Below are 12714 nucleotides of genomic sequence, written 5' to 3'. Positions count from 1 at the left end.
ATTAGAGCAGCTTTCCTTCGGTGGCAGCACGCCGGACCAGGGCCTGGGAGGGGGCGTAGCGGCCGGTGGGGCAGGCCTCGTGGAGGTTCTCCAGGACATCGCGCACCCAGCCGGCGCCGAGCTGCTTCCCCCAGTGCAGCGGACCGCGCGGATAGTTGACGCCGGCGCGCATGGCGGTGTCGATGTCCCCGGCGCTCGCCACCCCGCGGGCGACGGCGTCGGTGGCGAAGTCCACGAGCATCGCGACGGTGCGGCCCACGATCATGCCGGGGAGGTCCCCCACCACGCTCACCTGCTTCCCGAGCGCCTGGAAGAGCCCTGTCGCGGCGGCGACGGCCTCCGGGGCGGCGGTCTCGGAGGGGGCGAGGGCGATGCGGGTGGCGGTGCGGTAGTCCAGGGCCAGGTCGAACCGGATGCCGGGTTCGAAGGGGTCCATGGTGGCGGCGGACCCGTCGGTGAGGGACAGCCGGGTGCCGTCGGGCAGCTCGAAGAAACCGCCGGACCCGACCTCGCGGGTCAGGGTGATGCCCGCCTCCTCGATGAGGGGGACGAGCCCGGCGGCGGGGCCCGGGTCCCCGTGGAGGGCGAGCTTCGCGGGGGCGTCGCAGGGCTCGGCGGTGCGCGGGCGGGGACGCGGGGCGCCTTCGGTGTGGTCGTACCAGCCGCGGCCCGTCTTGCGCCCGTACAGCCCGGCCTCGACCAGGCGGCGCTGGGCGAGGGACGGGGTGAATTTCGGATCGTGGAACAGCGATTCCCAGACGGATCGGGTGACGGCCTCGTTCACGTCCTGGCCGATGAGGTCGGTCAGCTCGAAGGGCCCCATCCGGAAGCCGCCGGACTCGCGCAGGACGGCGTCGATGGTGGCGGGGTCGGCGCCGCCCTCCTCGTACACCCGGAAGGCCTCGGCGTAGAAGGGACGGGCGATCCGGTTGACGATGAACCCGGGGGTGTCGGCGCAGCGCACCGGGGTCTTGCCCCATGCGGCGACGGTGTCGTACGCGCGGTCGGCGGCGGCCGGGTCGGTGGCGGAGCCGCGGACGACCTCGACCAGCGGCAGCACCGGGGCCGGGTTGAAGAAGTGGAGGCCGACGAGGCGGCCGGGGCGGCGCAGGGCGCCGGCGACGGCCGTGACGGAGAGGGAGGAGGTGTTGGTGGCGAGCAGACACCGGTCGGAGACGACGGATTCCAGGGCGGTGAACAGCTGCTGCTTGGCGCCCAGCTCCTCCAGGATGGCCTCGACGGCCAGCTCGGTGTCGGCCAGGTCCGCGAGGCGGTCGACTGGGGCGAGCCGGCCGAGGGCGGCATCGCGGTCGGCCGCGGCGAGGGCGCCCTTGGCGACCAGCCGCCCGAGGCGGGCCGCGATCGCGTCCGCGGCCTGGGCGGCGCGGCCCGGCGCGGCGTCGTAGAGCCGCACCGGATGCCCGGCGGCCAGCGCCACCTGGGCGATCCCCTGGCCCATCGTGCCCGTGCCGACGACGGCCACGGTGCTGGTGCGCGGAAGCCCGCGGTCGTGCGCAGTCATGCCGCTCGCAGTCATGCCGCTGATCCTTTTCGACGAAGTTGTCCACAGGTCCGCCAGGCCCTCTTGTCCCGACCGATCGTTCGGTTAATCTAACTCTGTCGCCACTTCCAGCCCAGCTCAATCCCAGCTCGACGAGGAGTTGGTCAGCCGTGACCGCCGCACGCACCACAGACCAGTTGACGAAGACGCACCGCTCCACCCTCGACCAGGCCCTGGAGGCGATCCGTACCCGCGCCTATTGGTCCCCGCACCCCGAGCACCCGAAGGCGTACGGCGGGGAGGGCCAGGGCGGGCGCCCGAGCCTGAGCGTCCCCGAGGGCCAGGCCGCCTTCGAGGCGCTGCGCGGCACGCGCCTGGAGCTGGACCAGCCGGGCACCGACGGCTGGACGGGCTCCGAGGTCTCGCCGTACGGGGCCGAGATGGGCATGGAGTATCCGCATCCGGACCTCGAGGTGCTGCTGCCCGCCATGCGGGCGGGGATGCCCGCTTGGCGGGACGCCGGGCCCGAGGCGCGGGCCATGGTCTGCCTGGAGATCCTGGCCCGGATCAGCGCCCGCTCCCACGAGTTCGCGCACGCGGTCATGCACACCAGCGGACAGGCGTACATGATGGCGTTCCAGGCGGGCGGCCCGCACGCCCAGGACCGCGGTCTGGAGGCCGTGGCGTACGCGTTCGCGGAGCAGACGCGCACGCCGAGCGCCGCCGACTGGTCCAAGCCGCAGGGCAAGCGCGATCCGCTGGAGCTGCGCAAGACCTTCACCGCGGTGCCGCGGGGCATCGCGCTGCTGATCGGCTGCAGCACCTTCCCCACGTGGAACGGGTACCCCGGCCTGTTCGCCTCGCTGGCCACCGGCAATCCGGTGCTGGTCAAGCCGCATCCGCAGGCGGTGCTGCCGCTCGCGCTCACGGTGCAGGTGGCGCGCGAGGTGCTGCGGGAGGCGGGCTTCGACCCCAATCTGGTGGCGCTGGCGGCCGAGCGGCCGGGCGAGGGAATCGCCAAGGTCCTCGCCGTGCGCCCCGAGATCCGCGTCATCGACTACACGGGCTCGACCGCCTTCGGCGACTGGCTGGAGACCCATGCCCGGCAGGCCCAGGTCTTCACGGAGAAGGCCGGGGTCAACACGGTCGTCATCCACTCCACCGGCGACTACAAGGGCATGCTGGCCAATCTGGCGTTCTCGCTGTCCCTCTACAGCGGCCAGATGTGCACCACCCCGCAGAATCTGCTGATCCCCCGTGAGGGCATCACCACCGACGCGGGCCCCAAGTCGTACGACGAGGTGGTGGCCGACCTGGCGGCGGCGGTCGACGGGCTGCTGGGCGACGACGCCCGGGCGAGCGCCCTGCTCGGCGCGATCGTGGGCCCGCGGGTGCGGGAGCGGCTGGAGGCCGCGCCCGGGCTCGGCGGGGTCGCGCTCGCCTCCCGCGCGGTGACCCACCCCGACTTCCCCGACGCCACGGTGCGTACGCCGCTGATGGTGAAGGCGGACGGGGCGCGCAAGTTCTGGGAGGGGGCGGACGCGGACGCGCCCTATCTCTCCGAATGCTTCGGCCCGGTGTCCTTCGCCGTCGCGGTCGACTCGGCGGCGGACGCGGTCGCCCTGCTGCGCCGCACCACCCGGGACAAGGGCGCGATGACGGTCGGTGCGTACACGACGTCGCCCGAGGTGGAGCGGCTGATCGAGGAGGCGTGTCTGGAGGAGTGCGCCCAGCTGTCGCTGAACCTGACCGGCGGGGTGTATGTGAACCAGACCGCGGCCTTCTCGGACTTCCACGGCACGGGCGGCAACCCGTCGGCCAACGCCGCGCTGTGCGACGCGGCGTTCGTGGCCAGCCGCTTCCGCATGGTGGAGGTGCGGCGCCCGGCCTAATCCGTGTCCTGCGGGTGCGCGGCGGGTCCTCCCCAGTGGAACAGGGCCATGGCCACGCTGGTGGCCAGGTTGTAGCTGGACACCTGCGGCCGCATGGGGAGGGCCACCAGCCGGGTGGCCCGCTTGCGCAGCTCCGGCGACAGCCCGTGCCGCTCGGAGCCGAACGCCAGCAGCGCGTCGTCGGGGACGGCCAGGGACCGGATGTCCTCCCCCTCCGCGTCCAGGGCGTACAGCGGCCCCGGCGGCAGGGCGTCGTCCGGCAGCCGTTCGACCGCGGTGGCGAAGTGGAGGCCCGCACCCGAGCGCACGGCGTTCGGGTGCCAGGGGTCGAGGTCGCCGGTGGTGACCACCCCCGTGGCCCCGAACCCGGCGGCGAGCCGGACCACGGCGCCGACGTTCCCGAGGTTGCGCGGATTGTCCAGGACGACGACCGGTGCGGCCCTCGGCAGCCGCGCCAGGGCGTCCAGATTCCCCTGCCGCCCGCGTCTGACCGCCAGCGCGGCGACGCGGGTGGGGTGCACCCGGGGGACGAGACCGCGCAGGGCCTGGTCCGGCACCTCCACCAGGAGATCCGTGATCACCTCGGTGAGGTCACCGGCCAGCTCCGCCGCCAGCTCCATCGCGGCGGCCTTGTCGCTGGTGACCGCGACCCGCACCTCGGCGCCGAAGCGGAGCGCATGCTTCAGGGCATGGAAGCCGTCGAGCAGGACGATCTCGGGAGCCGTCTCGCGCCACTGCCGCACGGCCCGCGTGGCCTGGTCCTCAGTCATCCCCTCAGCGTACGGGGGCCAGGGCCGTGACCAGGCCCTTCATCGACGGCCCCCGGCTCCGGCCCCGATCCGCCGTCCTGGGCCGCCGTCCCGGGCCGCTTCCGCCAATCGCAGGCGTCACTGGAGCCGGCCGTCCTCGACGGGATGACGCACCGGCGCCGGCCGGGGCCGGTCAGCCGGTAAGGGTGGGTGCGGCGTGCTCATCGTCGTCCTCCCCCGCTCGCTGTCGCGGCAGGCGGACGGGGACTCGCGCGGCCAGCCGGTCGCGGGCCCGGGTCGCCTTCCGGCCGATCCAGAGCAGAAAGGCGGTCGGCAGGAACACCGCGTCCGCGGCGATGGCGGCGAGCGAGAAGAAGGGCAGGCCGAGCGCGAGGGCTATGCCGATGTGCTCCAGCATCAGCAGCACCAGCATGACGTTCTTGGCCCGGCGGTTCAGCAGCGTGAAGGGGAAGGCGACCTGGACGATGACCGTGCCGTAGGTCAGCAGCATCACCAGGGTGCCGCTGCTCGCGAGCACGTCGGCCAGGGACGGCCAGGGCGAGAAGTAGTCCAGGTGCAGCGGGTAGTAGAGGGCGGTGCCGTCCTGCCAGCGCGAGCCCTGGACCTTGTACCAGCCCGCGGAGGCGTAGAGCAGACACACCTCGCCCATGATCACCACCAGCGCGCCGTTGTGCGCCAGGTTGGCGAGCATGTCCAGGACGGTGCGCGGCTCCCCCGGCGCATACCGGCGCGCGAGCCACCAGCCGCCCTGGACGAGCCACAGCCCCCACAGGACCGTGGCCCAGCCCAGCCCGGGGAGCGGGCCGTCCGCGATCAGCGACAGGTCGGCGTCGGTGAACAGCTGGACGCAGGCCAGGGCGAGCCCCAGAGCGGTCCACAGCACGATTCCGGTCGTATCGCGCGGCGGCTCCTGCCCGTCCGGCCGCCGGACGGCGCGGCGGGCGTCGAGGGACCAGACCTGGCCGCACCGGGTGAGCACCAGGTAGAGCGACATCAGGTGGATGAGGTTGTCGCCGCCGTCGCCGATGAAGATGGAGCGGTTCTGCAGCGACAGCACGCCGAGCATGAACAGCACGGACATGGTGCGGGTGCGCCAGCCGAGCAGGAGCAGCAGGGCCGAGACGACGGCGACGGCGTAAACGGCCTCGAACCACAGGCCGCTATCGGACCACATGAGCGCGGTGAAGGCGTGGTTGCCGTCGATCAGCCTCCGGGCCATGTCCCAGTTCCAGGGGCCGTCGGGGCCGTACAGCTCCCGGCGGTGGGGCCATTCGCGGAGCAGGAAGAGCAGCCAGGTGAAGGAGAAGCCGATGCGCACCACGGCCGTCTGGTAGCGGCCGAGCGCGGACCCGGTGACGCGGGCGTGGCCGCGCGCCACGGCGGACCGGACACGCGCCAGGGCGGGCTGGGCAGCGGATATCGTCACCGGCGCGTCCCCTCGGGAAGGTCGGCCGCGGTCGTCGTCCACCAGGGCAGGGTCCGGTAGAACGGCTTGGTGTCGACCTTCTCGTCGCTCCATGGCGGTGCGGCCAGCGGTGTGGTCGCGGACCGCACCTGGACGCGCCGCACCGTACCGCCGTCCGGCTTCGCGCCGAGACGGAGCAGGACGATCCGGCGTATGTACTGCTCGGAGAGGCGGCCGCGGGTGCCGTTCGGCCGTTCCTGCGCGTCGTGCGAGCCGGCGTAGAACTCCCAGGCGCGGCGCAGCTCGTTCTGCTGGGTGTGGCTGGGCAGCGGGTTGTGGTGGATGGCGGCGCCGTCCTGGGCGGAGAGGTTGGTCCAGCCGGTGGTGGCGAGGCCGCCCTCGGGGGTGCGGATCTCGGCCCGGGCCTGTATGGCGATGTCCTGCTGGAGCGGATTGGGCGCGAAGAGCTTCCAGTTCCGCTCGAATTCCGGGTAGGTGTAGTCGTCCATGACCGCGCCGTGCCGCTTGCTGATCGTGTTGGGCGGCGCGACGCTCAGGAACGCCATGCCGAGGTGAAGGGCCACGGCGACCGCGGCGGCGGCGACCGCCACCGCGACGATCAGCTGTGACGGGAGTGAGAGCGCGGCGAGCCGTTCCACCGCCTCGTCGTCCGGCTCCGTTACCGCCATGCCCCGCCCCGCTCCCGATGGTCCAGGTCTTCGCACCCGGCCCGGACGGCTGCGCGCCCACGGCCCCCGGTGGGTGTCCTCTCCGTCCGCACGCTACCGATGCGGCCCGCCCGGCACAGCATCCTCAGCGTTATCCACAGGCTTGACACCCTACGTTCCCTCGGCACACCATTGAACCGAACGATCGGTCGGTTGGTTTCCCGGGCGGTCGACGGGACGGACGGCGGGGACGGATGGCGAAGGGGCTTCGCATGACGACGACGGCGGCGGATGCCGGGGCGGGGGCGTACGAGGCGGTGTTCGACGCCGCGCTGGCGGCGGACGAGCGCATCGAGCCGCGCGACTGGATGCCCGACGACTACCGGGCCTCCCTGGTCCGGCAGATCGCGCAGCACGCCCACTCCGAGATCATCGGCATGCAGCCCGAGGCCAACTGGATCAGCCGCGCCCCCTCGCTGCGGCGCAAGGCGATCCTGATGGCCAAGGTCCAGGACGAGGCGGGCCACGGCCTGTACCTCTACAGCGCGGCGGAGACCCTGGGCACCAGCCGGGACGAGCTGCTGGACAAGCTCCACTCGGGCCGCCAGAGATACTCGTCGATCTTCAACTACCCGACGCTGACCTGGGCCGACGTGGGCGCCATCGGCTGGCTGGTGGACGGCGCGGCGATCACCAACCAGGTCCCGCTGTGCCGCTGCTCCTACGGGCCGTACGCCCGCGCGATGGTCCGGATCTGCAAGGAGGAGTCCTTCCACCAGCGCCAGGGGTATGAGCTGCTGCTGGCCCTGAGCCGGGGCACCGAGGCCCAGCACGCCATGGCCCAGGACGCGGTGGACCGCTGGTGGTGGCCGTCGCTGATGATGTTCGGCCCGCCCGACGACGCGTCGGCGCACTCCGCCCAGTCGATGGCCTGGAAGATCAAGCGGCATTCCAACGACGAGCTGCGCCAGCGCTTCGTCGACATCTGCGTCCCGCAGGCCGAATCCCTCGGCCTCACCCTCCCCGACCCCGACCTGAAGTGGAACGAGGAGCGGGGGCACCACGACTTCGGCCCCATCGACTGGGACGAGTTCGGCGAGGTGCTGCGGGGAAACGGGCCGTGCAACGCCCAGCGGTTGTCCCAGCGGCGCCGGGCCCACGAGGAAGGCGCCTGGGTGCGCGAGGCGGCCGCGGCGTACGCGGCCAAGCACAGGGAGGCACAGGCATGAGCGGTGGCGGAGACGGCACATGGCCGCTGTGGGAGGTGTTCGTCCGCGGCAGGCGCGGCCTCGCGCACACCCACGCCGGCTCCCTGCACGCCCCGGACGCGGAGATGGCGTTGCGCAACGCCCGCGATCTGTACACCCGCCGCTCGGAGGGCGTCTCGATCTGGGTGGTGCCCTCCGCCTCGATCACCGCCTCCTCGCCGGACGAGAAGGACCCCTTCTTCGAACCCGCCGCCGACAAGCCCTACCGGCACCCCACGTTCTACGAGATCCCGGAGGGGGTGCGGCACCTGTGACCGCCGCCCTCGCCCTGGGCGACGACGCGCTGGTGCTCTCCCACCGGCTGGGGGAGTGGGCGGGCCACGCACCCGTGCTGGAGGAGGAGGTCGCGCTCGCCAACATCGCCCTGGACCTGCTCGGCCAGGCCCGGGTGCTGCTCTCCCTCTCCGGCGACGAGGACGAGCTGGCCTATCTCCGCGAGGAGCGGGCGTTCCGCAACGTCCAGCTGGTCGAGCAGCCCAACGGGGACTTCGCCCACACCATCGCCCGCCAGCTCTACTTCTCCACCTACCAGGAGCTGCTGTACGAGGAGCTGGCGCGCGGCGACAACCCCTTCGCCCCGCTGGCCGCCAAGGCGGTCAAGGAGGTCGCCTACCACCGCGATCACGCCGAGCACTGGACGCTGCGGCTCGGCGACGGCACCGAGGAGAGCCATCAGCGCATGCGCCGCGGGGTGGACGCGCTGTGGCGGTTCACCGGTGAGCTGTTCGAGCCGGTCCAGGGCTGCGAGGTCGACTGGTCCGCGCTGCACGACGCGTGGCTGAGCCGCATCACCGCCGTCCTCACCCGGGCCACCCTGAGTGTGCCCGAGGGGCCTCGGCGCGGCGCCTGGGCGGCCGGGGCCGGGCGGCAGGGCATCCACACCGAGCCGTTCGGCCCGATGCTCGCGCAGATGCAGCATCTGCACCGCAGCCACCCGGGGGCGGCATGGTGACGCCCGCGCCCCACGCCCCCACCGCGCTCGAAGAGGAGCTGCGGCGGCTGGCCGGATCCGTGCCGGATCCGGAGCTGCCGATGGTGTCCCTGGCCGAGCTGGGCGTCCTGCGGGAGCTGCGGGTCCTGGCGCCGGGCCGGGTCGAGGTCGAGCTGACCCCCACCTACACCGGCTGCCCGGCGCTGGAGTCGATGGCCGCCGACATCGAGCGGGTGCTGCACGACCACGGCGTGGCCGAGGTCGAGGTCCGCACGGTGCTCGCCCCGCCCTGGACCACGGACGCGATCAGCGCCGAGGGCCGCCGCAAGCTCGCCGAATCCGGCATAGCGCCGCCCGCGCCACGGGGCACCACGGCGGGCGGGCCGGTGCCCGTCGAGCTGACGGTGCGCTGTCCGCACTGCGGCTCCACCGAGACCACGCTGCTGAGCCGCTTCTCCTCCACCGCGTGCAAGGCGCTGCGCCGCTGCGAGACCTGCCGCGAACCGTTCGACCACTTCAAGGAGTTGTGATGGCCGCGGAAGCGGTGCCCGTCGCCGCGCCCCACCACGGTGCGTTCCATCCGCTGCGGGTGGCGGCCGTCGATCCGCTCGCCGATGACGCGGTGGCCGTCACCCTCCGGGTGCCGCCCGCGCTGCGCGAGACGTTCCGCTTCGTCCCCGGGCAGCACATCGCGGTGCGGCGGTTCGCGGACGGCGCGGAGATCCGGCGTACGTACTCGATCTGCGCCCCCGCCCCGGGCCCGGAGGGGCCCGAGCTGCTGCGGGTCGGGGTGCGGCTGGTGGAGGGCGGCGCGTTCTCCACGTACGCCCTCAAGGAGCTGGCGGCCGGGGAGGTGGTGGACGTGATGGCCCCGGCGGGCCGGTTCGTGCTCGACCCCCGGCCCGGCCACTTCGCCGCGGTCGTCGGCGGCAGCGGCATCACGCCCGTGCTGTCCATCGCCGCCACCCTGCTGGAGCGGCAGCCCGAGGCCCGCTTCTGCCTGATCCGCAGTGACCGCACCGCCGCCTCCACGATGTTCCTGGAGGAGGTCGCCGACCTCAAGGACCGCTGGCCCGACCGGTTCCAGCTGGTGTGCGCCCTCTCCCGGGAGGAACAGCAGACCGGGCTGGTATCCGGGCGGCTGGATCAGGAGCGGCTGACCGGTCTGCTGCCCTCGCTGCTGCCGGTGGATTCGGTGGACGGCTGGTTTCTGTGCGGTCCGTACGGGCTGGTGCGCGCCGCCGAGCGGGCGCTGCGCGGGCTCGGGGTGCCGCGCGGCCGGGTCCACCAGGAGATCTTCCATGTGGCGGCGGACCCCGGCGAGGGCGTCTCCCCCGCACCGCGCCCGGCCGCCGCGCCCTCGCACAGCACGGTGACGGCGACCCTGGACGGCCGGTCGGGGAGCTGGCCGGTGCGGGACGGTGAGCCGCTGCTGGAGACCGTGCTGCGCAATCGCGCGGACGCACCGTACGCCTGCAAGGGCGGGGTGTGCGGGACCTGCCGGGCGTTCCTGGTCTCCGGGGAGGTGCGGATGGACCGGAACTTCGCGCTGGAGCCGGACGAGGTGGAGGCGGGCTATGTGCTGTCCTGCCAGTCCCATCCGGTCGGCGAGCGGGTGGAGCTGGACTTCGACCGCTGACCGGCCGCCGCCCCGGCGGGCGATGCGACGGAGCGATGCGAGGGGGCGGCGCGACAGGGCGGTGCGACGCGGGCGTTCGGGGCGTTCCCTTCTTGTAGAACCTGTTCTATCTTGACGGGCCGTCAGATGAAGCTCGACGGCGCGGGAGGACGGACAGTGGACTTCACCTTCACCGAGGAGCAGCAGGCGGCCGTGGAGGCGGCGAAGGCCGTCTTCTCCTCCACCACCCCGGACGGAGTGCCCAGCCCCGCCCTCACCCCCGGCGCCGTCGCCGACGACATCGACCGCGCGCTGTGGCGCAGGCTCGCCGACGCCGATCTGCTCGGGCTGACCCTCGACCCGCGCCACGGCGGCTCCGGACTCGACCCGCTCGCCCTGTGCCTGGTGCTGCGCGAGTCCGCGAAGGTGCTGGCCCGGGTGCCGCTGCTGGAGACCGCCGCGGCCGCCCTCGCCGTACAGCGGTACGGCACCCCCGAGCTGTGCGCCGCCGTGCTGCCCCGGACCGCCGACGGCGACCTCGTGCTCACCGTGGCCTCCGCCGGGCGCACCGGCCACGGCCCGGCCGAACTCGCCGTCCAGGCACGCCGGAACGGCGGCGGCTGGGCGCTGGACGGGGTGCAGACCGCCGTCCCCTGGGCCGCCGACGCCGACCGGCTGCTGATCCCCGCCCACACCGGCGCGGGCCGGGCGCTCCTCGCCCTGCTCCCCCGCGACCGTGCGGGGGTCGGCCTGGACGAGCAGGTCTCCACCAGCGGCGAGCGGCTGGCCGAGGTCCGGCTGGACGGCGTACGGGCGGACGGCCACGAGGTGCTGGACGCGGACGGCGCCTGGGACTGGCTGCGCGCGCTGCTCACCACCGGCACTTGTGCGCTGGCGCTGGGCGTCGGCACGGCGGTGCTTCACCTGACCAGCTCGTACACGTCCACGCGCGAGCAGTTCGGCCATCCGCTCGCCACGTTCCAGGCGGTCGCCGTCCAGACCGCCGACCGGTACATCGATCTGCGGGCCATGGAGGCCACGCTCTGGCAGGCCGCCTGGCGGCTCTCCCGGGACGAGAAGGGCCCGGAGGCGACGGCGAACGGGGCGCTGCCGGTAGCCGGAGACGTGGCGGTCGCCAAGATGTGGGCCGCCGAGGGCGTACGCCGGGTCGTCCAGACCGCACAGCATCTGCACGGCGGCTTCGGGGCGGTCACCGACTATCCGCTGCACCGCTATCACGCCTGGGCCAAGCAGCTGGAGCTGTCCCTGGGCCCGGCCGCCGCCCACGAGGAGGCACTCGGCGAACTCCTCGCCGCCCACCCCCTCGCCTGAGACGACCCGCAGGCCCGGGCCCGCCCGGACTACAGCACGAAGGCGCCCTCGGCCGTGCCGTCCTGGCCACCGACCATCGGACGGCCGGCCGCCTCCCAGGCGAGCATCCCGCCGTCCACGTTCACCGCGTCCAGGCCCTGGGCGACCAGATACTGCGTCACCTGCGCGGACCGCCCGCCGACCCGGCACATCACATGCACCCGGCGCTCCTCGCCGACCGACTCGGTCAGCTCACCGAACCGGGCGACGACCTGGCCCATCGGAATGTGAAGGGCGCCCTCGACATGCCCGGCCGCCCACTCGTCGTCCTCCCGGACGTCCAGCAGAAAGCCATCGGCCGGTACCGCCGCGGCCTCCACCTGGGGAAGCTGGGCAAAATGCATCACACACACCTCTCACACGACATCGTCAGCTCGGAGAAACCTACTACCGCGACAGCTCCGCGAGCCGGGCCTCTTTCTCGGAGACCTGGGCGAGCAGCTGCTCGGCGATCTCGTCCAGCAGCCGGTCCGGGTCCTCCGGCGCCATCTTGATCATCGCGCCGATCGCGCTCGACTCCAGCTCGGAGGCGACCTCGGCCAGCATCTCCTTGCGCTCGGCCAGCCACTCCAGCCGGGCGTACAGCTCCTCGCTGCGGCTCGCCCGCCGCTCGGGTGGCGGCGGACCGGCCTCCCACTCCTCGGCCAGCTTCCGCAGCGCCACCTCGTCCCCGGCCGCGTACGCCGCGTTGACCCGCACGATGAACTCACCGCGCCGCTCCCGCTCGGCCTCCTCCTCGGCCAGGTCCGGATGGGCCTTGCGGGCCAGGTCGCGGTAGATCCGGCGGGCCTCCTCGCTCGGCCGCACCCGCGGCGGCGGCTGCACCGGCTGCTCGGTGAGCATCGCGGACGCCTCCGGCGACAGGCCCTCGGAGTCGATCCAGCCGTGGAACAGCTCCTCCACGCCAGGCATCGGCTGCACCAGTCCGCGCGCCTCGCGGGCCCTGCGCCGGTCCTCCGGATCGCCGGTGCGCTCCGCGACCGCCTCGGCGATCAGCGCGTCCAGCTCGTCCAGGCGCGAGTACATCGGGCCGAGCCGCTGATGGTGCAGCCGGGAGAAGTTCTCCACCTCGACCCGGAAGGTCTCCACCGCGATCTCGAACTCGATCAGCGCCTGCTCGGCCGCCCGCACCGCCCGCTCAAGACGCTCGGCGGCCTGCGCGTCCTCCTCGGACTGGGCCTCCTCGGATCGCGCCTCCTCGGACTGGGCCCGCTCCGGCTGGGCCTGCTCGGACTGGGGCTCGGCCGGTGCCTGAGATTCCTCCTGGGGCTCCGCCTCGGACACCGCCCG

13 protein-coding genes are annotated in these 12714 nt (G+C 73.3%); 7 read left to right on the top strand and 6 right to left on the bottom strand.

Annotation, left to right across the window (positions count from 1 at the left end):
• Nucleotide 1: 1 nt before the first annotated feature.
• Nucleotides 2-1537, bottom strand: coding sequence for a 3-hydroxyacyl-CoA dehydrogenase (locus ACFZCY_RS03230; protein WP_391168953.1), 1536 nt, complete (start codon nucleotides 1535-1537; stop codon nucleotides 2-4).
• Between the two features lie 134 nt (nucleotides 1538-1671).
• On the opposite strand from ACFZCY_RS03230, the gene paaN reads away from it, so the two are divergent.
• On the top strand, nucleotides 1672-3393 hold the full coding sequence (paaN, locus tag ACFZCY_RS03225) for a phenylacetic acid degradation protein PaaN (RefSeq protein WP_391168952.1): 1722 nt from the start codon (nucleotides 1672-1674) through the stop codon (nucleotides 3391-3393).
• On the opposite strand, the gene ACFZCY_RS03220 is transcribed toward paaN, so the two are convergent.
• The 3 genes from ACFZCY_RS03220 to ACFZCY_RS03210 all read right to left on the bottom strand — a co-directional run bounded on the left by ACFZCY_RS03220 (nucleotide 3390) and on the right by ACFZCY_RS03210 (nucleotide 6257).
• Entirely contained in the window at nucleotides 3390-4163 is a 774-nt protein-coding gene (locus tag ACFZCY_RS03220; RefSeq protein ID WP_391168950.1) for a TrmH family RNA methyltransferase, read from the bottom strand. The genes paaN and ACFZCY_RS03220 overlap by 4 nt on opposite strands.
• 172 nt (nucleotides 4164-4335) lie before the next feature.
• Nucleotides 4336-5682 carry an HTTM domain-containing protein gene (locus ACFZCY_RS03215; RefSeq protein ID WP_391168948.1) on the bottom strand — a complete coding sequence of 449 codons (1347 nt, stop codon included), beginning with the start codon at nucleotides 5680-5682 and terminating at the stop codon, nucleotides 4336-4338.
• Nucleotides 5586-6257, bottom strand: coding sequence for a DUF5819 family protein (locus ACFZCY_RS03210; RefSeq protein ID WP_391168946.1), 672 nt, complete (start codon nucleotides 6255-6257; stop codon nucleotides 5586-5588). Before ACFZCY_RS03210 ends, ACFZCY_RS03215 begins: the two co-directional genes overlap by 97 nt.
• Nucleotides 6258-6508: 251 nt before the next feature.
• Between ACFZCY_RS03210 and paaA the strand changes: the two genes are divergently transcribed.
• From paaA to ACFZCY_RS03180, 6 genes are all read left to right on the top strand, one after another.
• Nucleotides 6509-7465: a 1,2-phenylacetyl-CoA epoxidase subunit PaaA gene (gene paaA / locus ACFZCY_RS03205; RefSeq protein WP_361488726.1), complete on the top strand. Its 957-nt coding sequence runs from the start codon at nucleotides 6509-6511 to the stop codon at nucleotides 7463-7465.
• Nucleotides 7462-7758: a 1,2-phenylacetyl-CoA epoxidase subunit PaaB gene (gene paaB, locus ACFZCY_RS03200; protein ID WP_391168944.1), complete on the top strand. Its 297-nt coding sequence runs from the start codon at nucleotides 7462-7464 to the stop codon at nucleotides 7756-7758. Before paaA ends, paaB begins: the two co-directional genes overlap by 4 nt.
• Nucleotides 7755-8456 carry a 1,2-phenylacetyl-CoA epoxidase subunit PaaC gene (paaC, locus tag ACFZCY_RS03195; protein WP_391168942.1) on the top strand — a complete coding sequence of 234 codons (702 nt, stop codon included), beginning with the start codon at nucleotides 7755-7757 and terminating at the stop codon, nucleotides 8454-8456. Before paaB ends, paaC begins: the two co-directional genes overlap by 4 nt.
• Entirely contained in the window at nucleotides 8450-8965 is a 516-nt protein-coding gene (gene paaD / locus ACFZCY_RS03190; RefSeq protein ID WP_391168941.1) for a 1,2-phenylacetyl-CoA epoxidase subunit PaaD, read from the top strand. Before paaC ends, paaD begins: the two co-directional genes overlap by 7 nt.
• Complete coding sequence (locus ACFZCY_RS03185; RefSeq protein ID WP_391168939.1) at nucleotides 8965-10074, top strand: 2Fe-2S iron-sulfur cluster-binding protein; 1110 nt, start codon at nucleotides 8965-8967, stop codon at nucleotides 10072-10074. Before paaD ends, ACFZCY_RS03185 begins: the two co-directional genes overlap by 1 nt.
• Before the next feature lie 156 nt (nucleotides 10075-10230).
• A complete protein-coding gene (locus ACFZCY_RS03180) occupies nucleotides 10231-11385 on the top strand; it encodes an acyl-CoA dehydrogenase family protein (protein ID WP_391169386.1) in 1155 nt (384 codons plus the stop codon).
• A gap of 29 nt (nucleotides 11386-11414) precedes the next feature.
• Here the strand turns inward: ACFZCY_RS03180 and ACFZCY_RS03175 are convergent, their stop codons facing one another.
• Nucleotides 11415-11768 carry a rhodanese-like domain-containing protein gene (locus ACFZCY_RS03175; RefSeq protein ID WP_391168937.1) on the bottom strand — a complete coding sequence of 118 codons (354 nt, stop codon included), beginning with the start codon at nucleotides 11766-11768 and terminating at the stop codon, nucleotides 11415-11417.
• Nucleotides 11769-11811: 43 nt separating this feature from the next.
• The gene (locus ACFZCY_RS03170) at nucleotides 11812-12708 is read right to left on the bottom strand and encodes a hypothetical protein (protein ID WP_391169384.1); all 897 of its coding nucleotides are present in this window, start codon (nucleotides 12706-12708) and stop codon (nucleotides 11812-11814) included.
• Between the last annotated feature and the right edge of the window lie 6 nt (nucleotides 12709-12714).

It is taken from the genome of Streptomyces sp. NPDC007983 (assembly GCF_042958345.1).
Taxonomy (GTDB): domain Bacteria; phylum Actinomycetota; class Actinomycetes; order Streptomycetales; family Streptomycetaceae; genus Streptomyces.
The sequence above is the reverse complement of the archived record's forward strand: the minus strand, read 5'-3'. Positions and strand labels throughout refer to the sequence as shown.